Source organism: Polaromonas sp. AET17H-212, assembly GCF_002379085.1.
In the GTDB taxonomy this organism is placed as follows: domain Bacteria; phylum Pseudomonadota; class Gammaproteobacteria; order Burkholderiales; family Burkholderiaceae_C; genus Polaromonas.
On the sequence record NZ_NBZW01000001.1, the window covers coordinates 147,464 to 164,712 of the forward strand.

17 protein-coding genes and 1 pseudogene are annotated in these 17,249 nt (G+C 60.4%); 11 read left to right on the forward strand and 7 right to left on the reverse strand.

Features of this window, described 5'->3' with window-relative positions; genetic code table 11:
• Window positions 1-51 precede the first annotated feature (51 nt).
• The 5 genes and pseudogenes from B7G53_RS23100 to dsbD all read right to left on the reverse strand — a co-directional run.
• Window positions 52-309, reverse strand: a pseudogene (locus B7G53_RS23100) (IS21 family transposase); the annotation flags it as partial.
• A gap of 107 nt (window positions 310-416) precedes the next feature.
• Window positions 417-911 (reverse strand): hypothetical protein, encoded by a 495-nt coding sequence (locus B7G53_RS00690; protein ID WP_096662342.1) that lies wholly within the window; start codon window positions 909-911, stop codon window positions 417-419.
• A 35-nt stretch (window positions 912-946) separates the two neighbouring features.
• Complete coding sequence (gene dsbG / locus B7G53_RS00695) at window positions 947-1,714, reverse strand: thiol:disulfide interchange protein DsbG (RefSeq protein ID WP_096662343.1); 768 nt, start codon at window positions 1,712-1,714, stop codon at window positions 947-949.
• Between the two features lie 7 nt (window positions 1,715-1,721).
• A complete protein-coding gene (locus B7G53_RS00700) occupies window positions 1,722-2,558 on the reverse strand; it encodes a TlpA disulfide reductase family protein (RefSeq protein ID WP_096662344.1) in 837 nt (278 codons plus the stop codon).
• The gene (gene dsbD / locus B7G53_RS00705) at window positions 2,559-4,346 is read right to left on the reverse strand and encodes a protein-disulfide reductase DsbD (RefSeq protein ID WP_096662829.1); all 1,788 of its coding nucleotides are present in this window, start codon (window positions 4,344-4,346) and stop codon (window positions 2,559-2,561) included.
• Between the two features lie 109 nt (window positions 4,347-4,455).
• On the opposite strand from dsbD, the gene B7G53_RS00710 reads away from it, so the two are divergent.
• From B7G53_RS00710 to B7G53_RS22375, 9 genes are all read left to right on the forward strand, one after another.
• The gene (locus B7G53_RS00710; RefSeq protein WP_096662345.1) at window positions 4,456-5,121 is read left to right on the forward strand and encodes a response regulator; all 666 of its coding nucleotides are present in this window, start codon (window positions 4,456-4,458) and stop codon (window positions 5,119-5,121) included.
• Window positions 5,118-6,512 carry an ATP-binding protein gene (locus B7G53_RS00715; RefSeq protein WP_096662346.1) on the forward strand — a complete coding sequence of 465 codons (1,395 nt, stop codon included), beginning with the start codon at window positions 5,118-5,120 and terminating at the stop codon, window positions 6,510-6,512. Before B7G53_RS00710 ends, B7G53_RS00715 begins: the two co-directional genes overlap by 4 nt.
• A 61-nt stretch (window positions 6,513-6,573) precedes the next feature.
• Window positions 6,574-6,852, forward strand: a complete 279-nt coding sequence (locus B7G53_RS00720; RefSeq protein ID WP_096662347.1) for a metal-sensing transcriptional repressor — start codon at window positions 6,574-6,576, stop codon at window positions 6,850-6,852.
• Window positions 6,853-6,882: 30 nt separating this feature from the next.
• Window positions 6,883-7,230 (forward strand): hypothetical protein, encoded by a 348-nt coding sequence (locus tag B7G53_RS00725; RefSeq protein WP_141396259.1) that lies wholly within the window; start codon window positions 6,883-6,885, stop codon window positions 7,228-7,230.
• 100 nt (window positions 7,231-7,330) lie between these two features.
• Window positions 7,331-8,461, forward strand: coding sequence for an efflux RND transporter periplasmic adaptor subunit (locus B7G53_RS00730; protein ID WP_096662349.1), 1,131 nt, complete (start codon window positions 7,331-7,333; stop codon window positions 8,459-8,461).
• A complete protein-coding gene (locus B7G53_RS00735; protein ID WP_096662350.1) occupies window positions 8,461-11,544 on the forward strand; it encodes an efflux RND transporter permease subunit in 3,084 nt (1,027 codons plus the stop codon). Before B7G53_RS00730 ends, B7G53_RS00735 begins: the two co-directional genes overlap by 1 nt.
• The gene (locus B7G53_RS00740; RefSeq protein WP_096662351.1) at window positions 11,537-11,839 is read left to right on the forward strand and encodes a DUF3240 family protein; all 303 of its coding nucleotides are present in this window, start codon (window positions 11,537-11,539) and stop codon (window positions 11,837-11,839) included. The genes B7G53_RS00735 and B7G53_RS00740 overlap by 8 nt, the downstream gene beginning before the upstream one ends.
• Complete coding sequence (locus tag B7G53_RS00745; RefSeq protein WP_096662352.1) at window positions 11,836-13,074, forward strand: TolC family protein; 1,239 nt, start codon at window positions 11,836-11,838, stop codon at window positions 13,072-13,074. The genes B7G53_RS00740 and B7G53_RS00745 overlap by 4 nt, the downstream gene beginning before the upstream one ends.
• Before the next feature lie 102 nt (window positions 13,075-13,176).
• A complete protein-coding gene (locus B7G53_RS22375) occupies window positions 13,177-13,464 on the forward strand; it encodes a hypothetical protein (protein WP_141396260.1) in 288 nt (95 codons plus the stop codon).
• On the opposite strand, the gene B7G53_RS00750 is transcribed toward B7G53_RS22375, so the two are convergent.
• Complete coding sequence (locus B7G53_RS00750; protein WP_096662353.1) at window positions 13,402-14,076, reverse strand: transmembrane anchor protein; 675 nt, start codon at window positions 14,074-14,076, stop codon at window positions 13,402-13,404. The two genes, B7G53_RS22375 and B7G53_RS00750, sit on opposite strands and share 63 nt — an antisense overlap.
• 20 nt (window positions 14,077-14,096) lie before the next feature.
• Window positions 14,097-14,720, reverse strand: coding sequence for a HupE/UreJ family protein (locus B7G53_RS00755; RefSeq protein ID WP_441338952.1), 624 nt, complete (start codon window positions 14,718-14,720; stop codon window positions 14,097-14,099).
• Window positions 14,721-15,372: 652 nt separating this feature from the next.
• Between B7G53_RS00755 and B7G53_RS00765 the strand changes: the two genes are divergently transcribed.
• Window positions 15,373-15,651, forward strand: coding sequence for a metal-sensing transcriptional repressor (locus B7G53_RS00765; RefSeq protein ID WP_096662356.1), 279 nt, complete (start codon window positions 15,373-15,375; stop codon window positions 15,649-15,651).
• A gap of 48 nt (window positions 15,652-15,699) precedes the next feature.
• A complete protein-coding gene (locus B7G53_RS00770; RefSeq protein ID WP_096662357.1) occupies window positions 15,700-17,025 on the forward strand; it encodes an MFS transporter in 1,326 nt (441 codons plus the stop codon).
• The last annotated feature ends 224 nt before the right edge of the window (window positions 17,026-17,249 follow it).

Below are 17,249 nucleotides of genomic sequence, written 5' to 3' on the forward strand. Positions count from 1 at the left end.
GCAATTTTTGAATCGATGGCTGTCATTTCCAGTTTCAAGGATATTGACTGTGTGGATCTGCCTCAAAGTGCGTCGCTGTTTTCGCGATTTTGTTGCCTCGATTCCCAGCCAGGTGGACAGCATCTCGGCGTAGAACTCGAGCTTGCTTGAGCTGACCTGTCTTTCATAGCTGGGCTCAGTCTCATCTGAGCGTAGGTACTTCTTCGCTGTGTTGTGAGCCAGGCCTGTACGCCTTGACATCTCGCGGATGGACATCTGATCTCGCAGTGCCCAACGCCTGCTGACATTCAATGTCGGCACGTCTATCACTCCTGATTTCTCCCTGCTTTTAAAACTAGCAGGGGAGGGCCTATGTGGGTCAGGTTTGGATGAAAATTACCGCTCCAACGGGGTCAGTTTTCGACGGAATTCAACAGTCATGTCATCGTTTTTACTCGCGGTAAACAAAATACAAAATGCCTTGATGTGAGTGCGATGGAAACTCCAAAAACGATGTGAATGACCAAGCTCGGATACATCACGGAGAAGCCAAGCGCCCAGGGGGTTTGATCCCCAAAAATCAGTGGCAGGGCGAAAGAATTGAGGACGACATAGTAGCCAAGGCCGTACATGGCGCCCACAGCCCATGCGGGAAGTCTTTTTTTCAGCAGGACAAGAAGCACGAGCAAGGGGGCGGCCGACAGCCAGCCGATGACGAAATGCTCGATGAACATCAACATTCGAAATGTCATCTCGGGAAGGTTGGTGAAAAATGCTTCGAGCAGTTTTTTCCCGTAGTGTCCAACGCGCAGCCCAAGAAGCTGGAACAAAAATCCGAAAGGAATCATCGCGATCGATGCAATGGTTCCGGATCGAACCGACTCCCTGGCAAGCCCCTGGAGCAAGCTCTTTCGGTCCGGCGTACTTGTCATCCCTGGCCTCGTCGTGGTTGATTCATTGACCAGGCTCAGCGTGGCCCGAGGATTTTGTTCAGCATGTCCGCAGACGGTGCGCCCTGCAAGGTTTTCAGGTTGCCATCGGCGTCTTTGTAAAGTGTCGTCGGCGTGGCGGAAAAGCCCAGTTGCTGCATCAACTCCTGGTTGGCGTCGAGTTGCGCGCGAACTGTTGGCGAAATTTGATCCAGGGGCTTCACGCCGCCGCTGCGGTGTTGCTGTTCATGCTGCGTCAGCGCGGCCTGTGGATCCTTGGCGGACAGGAGAGCCGCCGCTTTCCCCGGGCTGGTTGGCCCGAGAATGGCCACCATGACATGGCGCAGCTGAACCTTGCCGGCCGTCACCCAGGGCCGGGTATCGTTCCAGAGCTTGTTGCAGTAGGGGCAGTTGGGGTCGGTGAAGGTGTAAATGATGCGCGGGGCATTTTTGGCGCCATCGGCAATCCAGGTGCTGCCCTCCAGCTGCTTCCAGGTTTTCGCGGCCATGGGTTTGGCCACCAGCCGGTTCAGCGGTTCCTGGCTCAGGTCCACGCCTTTTGCATCGATCATGGAGCCGACGATCGCCTGTTTGCCGTCGGCGGTCAGGTAGATGGCCAGCGGCTGCTGCTCGATCATGGCGGCATAGCCGCTCAGTCCGCCGGGCGCATCGAATGTTCCGATCACCTCAACCCCCTTGGCTTCCAGCGCCTTGATCGGTGCGGGCCAGTCTTTGGCCTGTGCGCCCATCGCCATGCCGAGCAAGCCCAGAAAAACTGCAAATTGAACAACTGCTTTTTTGATCATGGGAAATCTATTCCTTGGTTGAGAAAGTGGTGCGCGTGCGCAATGGGTTTAATTTGCTGGCCAGCGAGGCGGCCGACAACTCGCCCAGGTGGGTATCGGCCAGTTGTCCGCTGGCATCGTAGAAGAGCGTGGTCGGCAGTCCCGTCGAGCCGACTGCGCGGCCCAGTTCGGCGCCGGGGTCGAGCACCACATTGGCCAGACTCAGTGCGCTGGCGCTCAGGTAGCGCAGGGCGGTCGCCGCGTCTTCGCTCTGGTTGGCGAAGACAAAAGTGATTCCGGTTTCCCGCTGCTGTGCCTCGGCGAGGACGGGCATTTCGCGGCGGCAGGGCGGGCACCAGCTGGCCCAGAGGTTGACCACCATGGGTTGGCCCTTGGCGAGCGCCGCGAGGTCTGTCGGCTCGCCTGCAAGCGTTGTCAACGCCACGGTTGGCAGGGCCGGTCTGGGGGTGTTGTCGAAGGTGCCGAGCGCACCCGACATCGCTGCCCAGGCCAGCGCACCGGCGGTCAAGCCCAGGGCCAACGGTTTGCGCAGCGCCGCGCGGTGCCAGCCGTGCACGATCGCCACCAGCAAGGCCGCTGCCAGGCCGGCCCATGGTGAAAAGCCACCGTCGCGAATGTCCAGGATGGACCACGGTGCGTCGCGGTACAGGTCAAACCATGTGGCGACGAAGGCAATGCGTGCGACCAGCAGTCCGGCCCACGCCATGTCGGACAAGACGTTGACGATGCCCGCTTGCTGACGCCGCCCGGCCAGGTGGCCGACTCCGGCCGCCACCAGCAGGGACGCCAGCACGAGCAGATGGCTGACTTGCACGGAGAAGGGCCCCAGATTGACGTTGAGCATTCAGGTTCCTTGTTTTGCACGCGCCAGGCGGGCGAGAAATTCGTCGGCATCGAGTTCGCCGATGATGCGCTCGGCACGGCGTTCCTTGCCATCGGGACCGATCAGCAGCATGGTCGGCGGTCCGAGAATCTGGTGGGCGCGCATCAGCGCCTGATCGTCCGCATTGTTGCCCGTCACGTCGGGGCGCAGCAATTGCATGCCGGCCAAAGCCTGTTGCACCCGCGGCTCGGCGAATACCTTGCGCTCGATCACGTCGCAGGACACGCACCATTCAGCGTAAAAATCTACCAGCGTCCACTGCCCGCGCTGTCCGGCCTCGGCGATACGGGTTTCGAGCGCTTGTTGTGTCTTGAGCGGCCCGAAGCGGGCCATGAAGTCATTGCCGACCGCCGCCTGCGCGGGCGCGACGCCTCTTGCCTGGAAGGCCAGCGGCTGCAGGGGATTCTGGGCGCCTCCGGCTGCGCCGATCACCATCGCGCCGCCCCACAGGCCAAGCAGCAGCGCCAGGTAACGGGACATCAAGCGGGCACTTTCAGTGTGGAGCTTCTGACGCAGCGCCAGCAAACTCAGTGCGATGGCCAGCAACCAGGCGCCCCACAAGCCCAGCGTCAGCGCCGCAGGCAATACCCGCGCCACGAACACAATGGCGGTGCCGAGCAGGACAAAGCCGAACAGCGCCTTGACCCGGTTCATCCAGTCGCCGGGACGCGGCAGCAGCCGTGCGCCCAGCGTCCCGACCAGCAACAGCGGCACCCCCATGCCCATGCCCATGGCAAACAGGACCAGGGCGCCGGTCACGACATCGCCGGTATTGCCGATATAAAGCAGTGCACCGGCCAGGGGCGCGGTCATGCAGGGGCCGACCAGCAGCGCCGACAGCACGCCCATCGTGGCGGCGCCTGCCACCGTGCCGCCGCGCCGGCCCTGGCTGGCGTTGTTCAGGCGGTTGCGCAAAACGGCGGGCAGTTGCAGTTCATAAAAGCCGAACATGGCCAGCGCCAGCACGACAAACACCAGACCGAAGGTGCCCAGCACCCAGGGGTTCTGCAACACCGCCTGCAGATTGGCGCCGGCCAGCGCCGCCGCCGCGCCGACACCGGCATAAGTCAGCGCCATCGGCAGCACAAAGGCCAGCGAGAGAACAAAGCCGCGCCTGGGACTCGCGCCGCTGCCCGCGATCAGGCTGGAGAGAATCGGCACCATCGGCAGCACGCAGGGCGTGAACGTCATCAGCAGGCCCAGGCCGAAGAACACGACAAGCATCCAGCCCATATTGATGCGCGACAGGCGTTCGGCCAGGTCCTGGTCTTCGCCGAGCGCGCCCGGGGGCGCCGGATTCAGGCGGGTCGCGGCCGGATCGGCCGGGGCTGCCGGCGTTGCCGCGACATCGGCCAGGTTGACGCGCCGGGTTTGCGGCGGGTAGCAAAGACCCGCATCGGCGCAGCCCTGCCAGCCGATGGTCAGCGCCCGGGCATCGGCCGCCTTGACCAGGACGCTGACCTGGTCGTGGTAAACCTCGCTTTCGCCGTAGGTTTCATCGGTTTTGAGCGTGCCGGCCGGCCACTTGACCTGCAGCGCACCACCGACGGGGTCGGCTTCGACCTTCATTTGCTGGCGATAAAGGTAGTAGCCCTTGCCGATGTCCCAGTTCAGGCGCACCTGGCCGTCGCCATCCCGGCTGACGTTCAGGCGAAAAGCCTGATCCACCGGCAGGAATTCCTGCCCGGCGTGCGCCGGCAGAGCCCACAACACGGGCACCATCACGATCAAATACAACAAACGCAGCATGAATGCCTTCACATCAAATGAAGCACCCATCTTTGCGTGCCCGGATTAAGGCTGCGTTAACGCCGGGATAATGAAAGGCCTGGATACTATCCGGCATGGAGGACAGGCCATGCGCGTGTTACTGATTGAAGATGATGAACTGATTGCCCACGGCATCCTGGCGGGTCTGCGTGCGCACGGCTTGACGGTCGATGGCGTGCGCACCGCGGCGCATGCCGAAGCCGCCCTGTCGGCCGCCCATTGTGACGTGGTGATTCTTGACCTCGGGCTGCCCGACGAGGACGGCATGCGCCTGCTGCAACGCTTACGGGCCAAGGGCATGACGCTGCCCGTTCTCATCCTGACAGCGCGCGATGCCGTGCAGGACCGCGTCGCCGGGCTGCGCGCCGGCGCGGACGACTACCTTCTCAAGCCTTTCGATCTCGACGAGCTGGTGGCCCGCCTGCAAGCCTTGCTGCGCCGCGCCGCCGGGCGCAGCGTGGATGTCATCACGCACGGACCTTTGCGCCTGGACCCGGCCAGCGGTGAAGTCTCCCTGCACGGACGCGCGGTCGCCCTGTCACGGCGCGAACTGGCACTGCTGGCCGCTTTGCTGCATGCGGGTGGACGCATCCTGAGCCCCGACCAGCTCAAAGACAGTTTGTACGATTTCAGCGAAGAGATCGAAAGCAATGCCCTCAACGTGCATATCCATCATTTACGACGAAAGTTAGGCGCCGACGTGATCGAAACGGTGCGTGGCGTGGGTTACCGGTTCAGTGCGGGGAAAGCATGACGCTTCGGCTGCGCCTGTTGCTGATGATCGGCATCTCGATGATTCTGATGTGGGGCGCAGTCGCGCTCTGGATGTTGCACGGTCTGGACAAGGAAATGCAGCGCACGCTGGATCAGCGTCTTGCCATGTCCGCCCATATGGTAGCCGGACTGATGTCGCAGAACCCCGCTGCCTGGGATGGCCGCACCGGGAAAGCAGGCCCATCCACCTTGAGCATGCCGGTGGCGGCAAAAGGGTTGGCGTGCCAGGTATCCATGCGCGGCGAGGTGATCGCGCGTACGCCAGGCGCCACGCCCGAGTCTCTCGCAACGGCCGCCCTCGGCTTTTCCGAACGTGAGCTCAGGGGGGAACACTGGCGCAGCTATACCCTGGAAACAAATGGTTTGCGCGTTACCACGGCTGACCGCCTGACCGAACGGGATACGCTGCTGCGCAATGTGACGGTTGCGGCGGCCACGCCGTTTGTCGCCGCCCTGGTCGGCAGCCTGCTGGTGCTGTGGTTCGGCGTGGGAAGCGGCTTGCTGCCGCTGGAGCGCCTGCGGCAGGTGCTGGCCAGCCGGACGCCAGACGCGTTGACACCGATTCCAGACAAACCGATGTCGCGCGACTTGCTGCCGCTGGTCAATACCCTGAACCATCTGCTGGGGCGCATGAGCGAGACCATCAGCCGCGAACGCCGTTTCACCAGCGATGCTGCGCATGAATTGCGCACGCCGCTCACCGCGATCAAGACCCATCTCCAGGTCGCGCGCATCACCCAGGGCACGGACGCCGAGGTGGCCATGGATTACGCTGAAGAGGGCGTGGCGCGGCTTCAACACACCCTTTCCCAGTTGTTGACGCTGTCGCAGGTCGAGGGCGCCTTTTCGTGGGAAGACGGCTCTGTCGCTGATGCCAATGAAGTCGCTCGCCTCGCGATGCGCGATGCAGTACCCCATGCGCTTGAGCGGATCACGCTCGACAGCGACGGCATCCGTGCCGAACTGGCACTGCCCCAGGCGCTGGCTGTCACCGCACTGCGCAACCTGCTTGACAACGCCTTGCGCCATTCCCCTGCATCCAACAGCGTCAGGCTGGAAATACGCCGCTCGCCGGAAACGGTCAGTTTCCACGTGTTCGATCGCGGGCCGGGACTCAGCGATGACGAACTGGCGCTGGCGACGCAGCGCTTCTGGCGGCGCGGATCAGGCCGAGGCAGCGGTCTGGGGTTGTCCATCGTTGCCGCCATTGCCGAGCGCTTTGGCGGATCGTTCGAATTGCTGCAGCGGAGCGATGGTGGTCTGGAGGTGAGATTGACACTTCCATGCATGGTAGGTTCTGTTGGCGAGGACTTCAAGCATGTTTTGGTTCCCTCAAAAGGCTCGAAAATGCCGACATGGCCTGCCAAATGAGCTTCATCTGTGACGTTGATGACTTGACTTTAACCTATCCTGGGGGGTAGGATATCCAGCAATGTCCGAAAACCATCTTCATACGGCTCATCCTGATGTGGTCAAGCGCCTGAAGCGGGCGCATGGGCATCTGAAAAATGTTATTGCCATGATCGAGGAAGAGCGATCGTGCATTGACATTGCCCAACAACTTCACGCGGTGGAGCGCGCCATCGGTGCGGCAAAGAAGTTGGTAATTCACGACCACCTGGATTACTGCCTTGAAGAGGTCGCAGGGGCAGGTCCTGCCGCAATGCGTTCTTCCATTGCGGAGTTCAAGGACATTACCAAGTATCTGTAAATGCGCAGAGCTACTCGAACCGTTCTGTCGATGTTGATGCTGGCCTTCCTGCTGACGAGCATGGGTGCACGCGGATTCCATTCGAAAGAATTTGTCCACGATTTGGACCATCACGGTCAAACAAGCGTTGCAACTCTGGACAGCGTCCACACAAGTTCGTTTGAGCCTGGCGAAGCGTCTAAGGCAGACCCGATCGACGAACTGGAGCACCAGCTGTTTCACGCTGTCAGTACGCTGTACATGCTGGCGAGCGCTACTGCAAGTTTTTCCTGGGATGCTTCAGCCCAGATATTGGTGCCTGCCTCAAGTTCCTCCAGTCTGCCAGTAGCGGAGCTTGAGCCTCCCTTCCGACCTCCCCGAAGCTCCGCCTTCATCTAACTCCGCCTGCGCCGCGGAGTCCCACGCGCTTTTATTCTCCCGGCTCATCGAGCGGCGTAGCCATGCCTGGCACGTTTCCAGACATTACTTGAGGTTAGTCATGAACATAAATAATCCGTCCTTCCAGGCGCGCGTATGCGCCTGTGCCGCCGCGGCGCTGTACTCCTTCGCATTGACTGCTCAGGCGACAGACCGGCCGGCGAAATTTGCTGTCGCCAGCAGCCAAGTGCAGGCATTGGGGATCCGGACTGCGCCATTGCAAAACCAGGCAGAGTCGGTGCGAACCAGTTTTCCAGCACAGGTCGTGATCCCACCAAATGCGGAGCAGGTCATCAGTTCGCCGGTAACGGGCCTGATCTCTCAGTTGCTGGTGCAGCCAAACCAGATGGTGCGAGCAGGTGCGCCCTTGGTTCGCATTGCCAGCCAGGAACTCGGTCAGCTGCAGTTGCAACTGCTCCAGGCGAACGCACGTGCAACACTTGCAAGGCAGGCGGCCAAGCGTGAGCAGGATCTCTTTGGCGAGGGCCTGATTGCGCAGCGCCGCGTGCAAGAGGCTCAAGCTGCCTTGCAGGATGCCGAGGCAACACTGAAGCAGGCCAAAACAGCATTGCGACTGAGCGGTATGTCGATGGCGGCCATCGACAAGGTTGCTGCCTCTGGCAATCCCCAGGACAGCCTGGTGCTGGCCGCAACGCAGGCGGGGGTTGTTACCGAGATCAAAGCCAAGCCAGGTCAACGGGTTGACTCGGCTACTCCTTTGATGCATCTGGCCCAGACCGATACGCTATGGCTCGAAATTCAGGTGCCAGTTGCCGAAAGCGCGAGCTGGGCACCGGGCAGCAAGCTGAAAGTTCAAGGGCGCGACATCACGGCGCAAATCATGAGCAGCAGCGCCATGGTGGCGTCCGGCAGTCAGATGGTGGTGATGCGAGCCCTTGTTCAGGGCAAAGCAGGCCAGGTACGCCCAGGCGAGTTGCTGACCGTCGAACTGCCGGTAGCTGCCACCGCAGGCGGATGGGATCTTCCACTGTCGGCCGTGGCGCATGACGGAGATCAGGGCTACGTGTTTGTGCGCACACCGGACGGATTTGAAGCGAGAGCTGTCAAAGTTTCGGCCAGCTCCGGTCAGCGCGTCCGGGTTCAGGGGCCCGTTAAAGCGGGCGAGGAGGTCGCGATCAGTGGCGTGGTGGCACTCAAGGGCGCATGGCTTAATGAAAAGGGGAGCAAGTAATGCTTTCCCGCCTTGTTCAATTTTCCCTGGCGCAACGTCTGTTTGTGCTGATGGCAACCTTGATGGTGGCCGGTGCGGGCTGGTATGCCTTGCGCGGCTTGCCGATCGACGCGTTCCCTGACGTATCCAGTACGCAAGTCAAAATCATCATGAAAGCGCCCGGGATGACTCCGGAAGAAGTCGAGAGCCGCATTGCGGTGCCGATTGAAGTCGAGATGCTCGGCATCCCAAAAACCAAAATTCTCCGCTCCGTCACCAAGTACGGTCTGGTCGATGTGACGATTGACTTCGAGGACGGCACCGACATTTACTGGGCGCGCCAACAGGTGAGCGAACGCCTGGGCGGCCTGACAGAAAACCTGCCGACTGGCATCTCCGGCGGTATGGCCCCTGTCACGACTCCACTCGGAGAAATGTACATGTTCACGGTGGAGGGCGAGTCGCTGTCACTGGCGGAAAGGCGCAGCGTACTCGACTGGGTGATCCGTCCCGCGCTGAGGACCGTGCCGGGCGTTGCAGACGTGAATGCGCTAGGGGGAGTTGTCAGAGCCTTTGAAGTGGTGCCCGATCAGGCCAGCATGGCGGCGAGTGGCATAACAATCACTCAGCTGAAAGAAGCGATCGGGGCGAACAATCGCAACGATGGCGCGGGCAGGCTCGGTGAAGGCGATGAAGTCCTGCTGGTCCGCAGCGAGGGCAGCATCACCAGCCTGGAGGATCTGCGCGCCATCGTGGTGGTCATGAAGGACGGCTCACCCATTCGCCTGGGTAATCTGGCAGAAGTCAAGATCGGTACTGTGACACGCTACGGTGTCGTTACCCAGAGTGGACGCGGCGAGGCCGTGCAAGGTCTGGTACTGGGTCTGGCCGGCTCCAACGCGAAAATGGTGGTGCAGGGCGTACGCAAGAAGCTGGAGGAACTCCAGCCGACCCTGCCGGCAGGCGTCGAGATCAAGACTTTTTATGACCGCGCTTCGCTGGTTTCCAAGGCGGTTAATGCGGTCTCGACTGCACTGATTGAAGCGACTGTCTTGGTTATCGTATTGCTCGGGTTGTTTCTGGGTAACATCCGCGCGGCGCTGACGGTAGCCATGGTGCTCCCCTTGGCGGCACTGATCACTTTCATCCTGATGCGGACTTTCGGCATGTCGGCCAATCTGATGAGTCTTGGCGGCCTGGCCATTGCGATTGGCATGCTGGTCGATGCCGCCGTGGTCGTCGTGGAAAACATCGTGCAGCGTCTGGCGACCGATCCCACGGCCGGCAAGCTGCCTCGGTTGCACACCATTTACCGGGCGGTGCGTGAAGTAGCGGTTCCGGTCACAGCCGGGATTTTGATCATCATCACCGTCTTTCTTCCGCTGCTCACTCTGCAGGGCCTGGAAGGCAAGTACTTTGTGCCGGTTGCGTTGACCATCGTCTTTGCCCTGGCCGGTTCGCTGGTGTTGTCGTTGACCATCATTCCGGTTTTGGCGTCTTACCTGCTGCGTGAAGTCAAGCACGAAGACCCGTGGCTACCGCGCAAGCTTTTGAAACTCTATGAACCAGCGCTTGTCTGGGGTCTGCAGCGGCAGCGTGTCGTTGCGGTGGCTGCGGCAGTCATGCTAGTGGCCGCCGGGTTGATTTACACCCAGGTTGGCAAGACCTTCATGCCGACAATGGACGAGGGCGACTTGATCGTCGGTATAGAGAAACTCCCGTCAATCAGCCTGGAGCAAAGCGCTGCCCTCGATTTGAAAATTCATCGCGCCATCATGCAGGCCATCCCGGAAGTGCATGGCATCGTGGCCCGTGCGGGTTCCGATGAGATCGGCCTCGATCCGATGGGACTGAACCAGACCGATACCTACTTGCTATTGAAGCCTCAGGGCGAGTGGCGCATGAAATCCAAGGAAGCGTTGATGGACGAAGTGCGAAAAGTCCTCGATCCCATGCCTGGCATCGAATACAGCTTCACGCAACCCATCGAAATGCGGGTTTCCGAGATGATCATCGGTGTGCGTGGCGACCTGGCAGTCAAGATTTTCGGCCCCGACCTGGACAAGCTGAACCAGTATGCGAATCAGGTAGAGACGCTGCTCAAGACCGTTTCTGGAAATCAGGACGTGTACACGGTGCAGAACGACGGGGTGCAGTACCTGCGGGTAGCGGTGGATCGTTTGCAGGCCGGACGGCTGGGCTTGAGCGTCGAGGAAATCCAAGACGCCTTGCGTACGCAGATTGAAGGCCAGCGAGCGGGCGTTGTTATTGAGGGTAACCGCCGCACGCCCATCGTCTTGCGTGGTGCTGAAAGCGTCCGGATGTCGCCAGCCGATTTCGGTGCCATGCGCATTACGACCAAGGATGGCAATACGGTCCCCTTGACCAGCGTCGCAAAACTTGAACGAGCGGCGGGCCCAGTCAAGATCGACCGGGAAATGGGGAGCCGTTACAGCGTGGTCATTGCCAACGTAGCCGGCCGAGACCTGGTGGGTTTTGTCGAAGAGGCGAGGACGCTGGTGACCCAGAAGGTGCCGCTGGACACGGGTTACCGTATCAGTTGGGGCGGCCAGTTTGAGAATCAGCAGCGCGCGGCGGCCCGGCTTACTGTTGTTGTGCCGGTTGCGCTCGGCTTGATTTTTGTGTTGCTGTTTTCAACCTTCCGCTCAATGCGCCAGGCCCTGCTCATTTTGAGCATCATTCCGTTCGCGCTGGTGGGTGGAATCGTCGCCTTGTGGGTAACCGGCGAATACCTGTCAGTACCCGCATCAGTGGGCTTCATCGCTTTGTTGGGCATCACGGTGCTCAATGGGGTCGTACTGGTGAGTTATTTCAATCAACTCCAAAGCGAAGGAATGAAACTGAGTGAGGTCGTTTTGCAGGGAGCGAAGCGCCGGCTGCGGCCGGTGCTGATGACCGCCTCCATTACCGCCTTCGGTTTGATCCCGCTGCTGTTCGCAACCGGCCCGGGGTCCGAAATACAACGCCCGTTGGCCATCGTCGTGATCGGTGGATTGATCACGGCCACAGCTCTGACTTTGATGTTGTTGCCTATCCTGTATTTACGCTTTGCATTTCCGAAACGAAAGGTTTCCGATGTCTGAACTTTGCTTGACCATCCTTTGCCCGCCAGCCGTCGAGGAAAAACTGCTCGACCTGCTCCTTTTGTCACCCAACGCGGCCGTATTTACTAGTGCTCCGACGGCTGCTCATGGCTTGGCTTTCGGCAGCCTTAACCAGACCGAGCAGGTACTCGGTCGCGCTTTTGCGACGCAAGTGCAAGTTGTTATTCCTGAGGCCGACCGGCACGCTCTGCTGGGCGACATCCAGGAGCAATTTTCTGGTGCTGGCCTGCGCTACTGGATAACGCCAGTCATCGAGTCGGGGGAAATAGCATGAAAATTCGACTGCTCTTGGCATCCCTGATCATGGTGGCTGGTTCTGTCCACGCACTACAACCACCGAACGTCCCCGGGCTGTTGCCTACAGAGATCGCGCGTCCCCTGCTTGAGCAGGACCCGCGTGTCGCTGCGGCGCGCGCAGGTTTGGAGGTTGCCAGGCAAGAGGCCAGCATCCTGGACAAGTCACCTTACGAATGGACTGGCAAAGCACTGGGGCAGCGGCGATCTCTCGACACCGGGCCACGCTACCGGGAGTGGAACGTCGGCATTGAGCGGACCATCAGACTTCCAGGCAAGGGCTCAGCTGACCGTAACATTGGCAAGGCCACCATCGAAGAGTCCGAGGCAAGGTACGGCGAGGCATTGCATGAATCCGCCCGAGAGCTGGTTTCACTCTGGGTGGATTGGCTTGCAGCAGAACGCGGTCGCGAGCTGGCAGCTTCAAATCTTGTGGCGGTGCAGGAAAATCTGAAGGCGGTAGACAAACGCCTCCGTGCTGGCGACGCATCCAAACTTGATCTCAACCTTGCCAGCGCCGAATTGGCGGAGCAAAAGCGGATGGACAACGATGCTCGAACGCAGGCTTCGGCCGCCTGGGCTCGACTGTCGGTCCGCTTCCCCGGCATCAACCGCCAAAGCGTGCTTTTGCCGGCCCCCATGTTGATTGCTGAGGATGAGGCCCTGTGGCGTGACCGGATCATTGGCGAAAGCGACGAACTCAAGGTTGTGCAGACCCAGTTGCGTATAGCGCAAGCCCAAGCCGACCGTGCGCAGGCCGACCGGGTTCCCGATCCGACTTTTGGTGTTTACACGGCATCGGAGGCCGGTGGCCGCGAACGGATTTCAGGTATCACCCTCAGTATTCCCTTGCCTGGAGGCTTGCGCGATTCACGCAGTTCCAAGGCTCTGGCGGCCGTTGAAGTGGCCCGTAATGCCGCTGACCTCAAGAAGCGTGAGCTCGAAACCGAGATTGCCTCGGCATTGGTCACTGCCCGGGGAACATATGAAAGCCTGCAGATTGCCAACGAGGGCGCTCTCGCCATGCAGGAAAACGTCAAGCTGGTGCAACGCGCTTACGCACTCGGTGAGGGAGATTTGCAAACTTTGTTGCTGGCGCGCCGGCAGACCACCGCTGCAGCCAATAGCGCATTGCTCGCGCAGGTTGGCGCTTTGAAAGCTTACTACGGGCTGCTGATTGACGCGCACCTGATATGGGGTTTGGACAGTGAGTGACGACAGATCGATTTCACAAGCGACGAAAGGCAACGAGGTGAATGTGCGTTGCCGTCAACCTCCACGCTCACTATCAAAAATCTGTCTGTGAAGGAAAACAGAATGAAGCTGACGTTTAAATATTTACTGCCGATGGCTTCTTTGTTGGTTCTGGGCGGTTGTCAGACCATCTACGAAGGCAAGTATGACTGGGACGAAGGTTGGCGCCCCGGCACGGTGCTCGAAGTTGGTTCAGCGGATCAGGCTGCCAAAGAGCCTTTTCGGGATTGTCGTAAGGGTTTTAGCGTTGTGGAAAAAGGTGCAGTCAAGTTTGCGGTGGTGAGATATTCACATCATTTTTTTGATATCGGTGTAGTCACCGCGCGTGCGCAGGATGACCTTGACGTTTGACTTGCCCCGATTGCGCCAGTACCAGCCGTGGTTGCCCGTGAATGCGGCTTCCAGCACGCCGTCATCTGACGCAACCGCACGGCCTTTCTCGTAGCTGATCGACTTGCCAGATGCATCACCGTGGGTGTCGAAGTTGACCACACCGCCCTCGACGACCCACGAATATTGAGCCTTGGCGCCTTGGACCATCTTCAGCTTAATTTCCGTGCCCTCTCCTGGAGTCAGAGTAACGGGCATCTCGTCGCGCCATTCAATCTTGGGGGCGGCAGCTTGGATTGTCTCCTTCGGGGTAGTTGCCGCCGCTGGACTTGCGGGCGATGGGGTCGCATCGACCGCAGCCATGCCCGTCGCTGCTCCGGCCTCCGGTGACTGTGTTGCCGATGTCGCGGTGGCAGCATCGGCTGCGGCCTGCGCCGCCAGCTGTTGCTTGACGTCGCCCATTTCAGTCATACGCAGGACTCGACCGATGCCGGTGGGATCGATGCCGTATTCGGCCGGAAGCACGACCGCAACCAGCAGCACCAGCGCCGAAATGACGGCCAGGATGGTGGAGCGCACAAGCTGTTTGGAAGAGGGCAGTTCGGCGCGCAGGGGGGTATCGCTGTTATACATGTTGAATATTCCTTGGGTGTTCAGGACACAAAGTAGCCGGTGAGCTGCATGCCCACCAGAATGAAGCCCGCGCTCATCATGGCGACGTTGGCTGTGTAGGCGTGGCGGATGAAGCTGGGTGTGCGGCGCCAGTAGCTCATGCCGATCAGGATGACCGCCAATGCCAGCAGCTGTCCAATTTCCACACCCACGTTGAAGGCCAGCAGGTTGGGTAGCAGTCCGTCGGGTGAAATCTCGTACTCCTGGATCTTGGTCGCCAAACCAAAGCCGTGAAACAGGCCAAACACCAGGGTCGCGATCTTGGTGTTGGGCTGGAACCCCAGCCATCGCTGGAAGGCACCGATGTTGTCCAGGGCCTTGTAGACGACGGACAGACCGATGATCGCGTCGATCAGGTAGCTGTTGATTCCGACGTTGAAGTAAACGCCCAGGATCATGGTGGTGGAATGACCCAACGCAAACAGGCTCACATAGATGCCGATGTGCTGGATCCGGTAGAGGAAGAAGATCACACCGAACAGAAACAGGATGTGGTCGTAGCCCGTCATCATGTGTTTGGCGCCCAGGTACATGAAGGGCAGCAGATTGACGCCCGAAATTTCCTGGATGTAGCCCTTGTCCCCTGCGGTGACTGCGTGGGCCAAGGCCTCTGTGCCGCCAACGAAAAGACAAATAAAGAATGCCGAAAGAAGCAAGAGACGGGATTGCCAGATCGCCCATGGCGAACGTGGCAGCCTGTCGTGAACATAGCTGTGCATGGAGACTCCGATGGTCTGAAAAAATGGAAACGCTGCGTGGCGCAGCGCGAGGACAGGAAGCGTCTCAGCCCATGGGCGGGCGTTCCAACCGGGACGCCTGAACCATTTCAATCCGCGGTTGCACCAGCCCCCACCAATGGGGAAGCTGCGGTGCTGCAGAACTCCAGGCAACGGGCAAGGCGTGGGCTTTGTCGTGCGAGTGATCCGCCCCATGGTGGGGATGGTCGGCACCTGCGCTCTGATTCACCATGGCCAATTCGCCACCTCTGTCCTCGTGCACATGTCCGTGCGACTCGGCCGAGGAAGACGGAGCGACGTGGAGCGCTGCTGCGATGACTGCGAGGCCATGGGAGCCCGTGCTCCCAATCGAGGAGATGATCGTCCCGAACAGGATCACCACCAGAACCAGCCATCGCACGCCCAGCGCTGCCCCGTCAGGGCGCAAGGAGCATGAGACAAGCAAGGTCATGGGGTGCAATTGAGTTTCAAGGCCAAAGATGGGGATTATAGTAACCCCCCCGGGAGGATAAAATCTGTCATGAAACAACCGCATACACATGCATCCCATCCAGCCATCATCAAACGCCTTCGCAGAGCCAGTGGGCATTTGAGCAGCACCATGGACATGCTGGAGCAGGGACGAACCTGTCTCGATGTCGCGCAACAGCTGCAGGCGGTGGAGAAAGCGATTCAGCAAGCCAAGAAAGCCTTGATCCAGAGCCATCTGGACCACTGCCTTGAAGATCTCGTGGGCCCTCTGGGTGTCGGCCAGCGCCACTCCCTGGACGAATTCCGGGAAATTACGCGCTACCTCTGAACCTCGGGCTTCTCACAGCTCCCGAGCATTGCAAACCCGAGAAACTAGATGCTTGACATTCTTGCCCACCGCACCTACCGCCATTTGTTTGCCGCTCAGGTGATTGCCTTGATCGGAACCGGGCTGGCCACGGTGGCACTCGGGCTGCTGGCATTCGACCTGGCCGGCGACAACGCGGGCATGGTGCTGGGCACGGCGCTGGCCATCAAGATGATCGCGTACGTTGGCGTGGCGCCGGTTGCAGCGGCATTTGCGGAGCGTCTGCCCAGGCGCACCATGCTGGTCACACTGGACCTGGTGCGGGCGGCTGTGGCGCTGCTGCTGCCGTTTGTCTCCCAGATCTGGGAGGTGTACGTGCTGATCTTCGTGCTGCAGGCGGCGTCGGCTGCCTTCACGCCCACCTTCCAGGCCACCATCCCCGACGTGCTGCCGCAGGAGAAGGACTACACCAAGGCCTTGTCGCTCTCACGCCTTGCGTACGACATGGAGAGCCTGGTCAGTCCGATGCTGGCTGCTGCTTTGCTCACGGTGATTGGCTTTCATGATCTGTTTGTCGGAACGGTGGTGGGCTTCCTGGCCTCGGCAGCGCTGGTGGTATCGGTGGTCCTGCCGACGCATCCGGCGCCGCAGCGCCGTGGTATCTACGACCGGACCACGCGCGGGCTGCGCATCTACCTGGCCACGCCCCGGTTGCGCGGGCTGCTTGCCGTCAATGGGGCCGTGGCTGCGGCAGGCTCCATGGTGTTTGTCAACACGGTGGTGATTGTTCAGGCCGGGTTGGGCCTGACCCAGAGCGCGGTGGCCTTGGCGTTGGCCAGTTTCGGCGCCGGTTCCATGGTGGCTGCACTGGTTTTGCCACGCCTGTTGGAGAAACTGACTGATCGCAGTGTGATGCTGGGCGGCATTGGGGTGATGGTCGCGGGCCTGTTCGCGGGAACCTTGGTGGTAGGACATGCTTCGCTGATGGTCTTGTGGTTCGTGCTCGGTCTTGGCTACTCCACTGCCCAGACGCCCTCCGGGCGCTTGTTGCGGCGATCCTCGAACCCCGAAGATCGCCCTGCGTTGTTTGCCGCGCAGTTCGCGCTTTCTCACGCCTGCTGGCTGTTCTTATACCCCTTGGCCGGCTGGCTCGGTACTCGCTTTGGGATGACCGCGACGTTCGTGATGCTGGGCTGTGCAGGCGCATTGGCCGTCTTGGTCACCACGATGGTCTGGCCATCTGACGATCCCGACATCATCGAGCACGAACACCCGGACTTGCCGGCCGGGCACACGCACACCCAGGGTGCTGTCGACAATGGCGATCGGGTGCGTCATGCGCATGCTTTCGTGGTCGATGACCAGCACTCCCACTGGCCCAGCGCGGGTCGGTGATGTCGGAACTCGCGGCCTGCACTTACGGCGCCGCGTGCGCGGATGAAGCTTGCTGGGCAGAACCTTCAAGAAGTCGGAAAGGCCGTCAGATAAATCAACATGGCGCCTTTTCGAGAGCTTCACAACACCGCGAAACTGCAATTCGGCAACACCATCTAAGGTTTGTGCAGTAACGGTAGCCAGTAGTCGACGCAACGGAAGCGCTGTGGATCATAAGTCGCTCG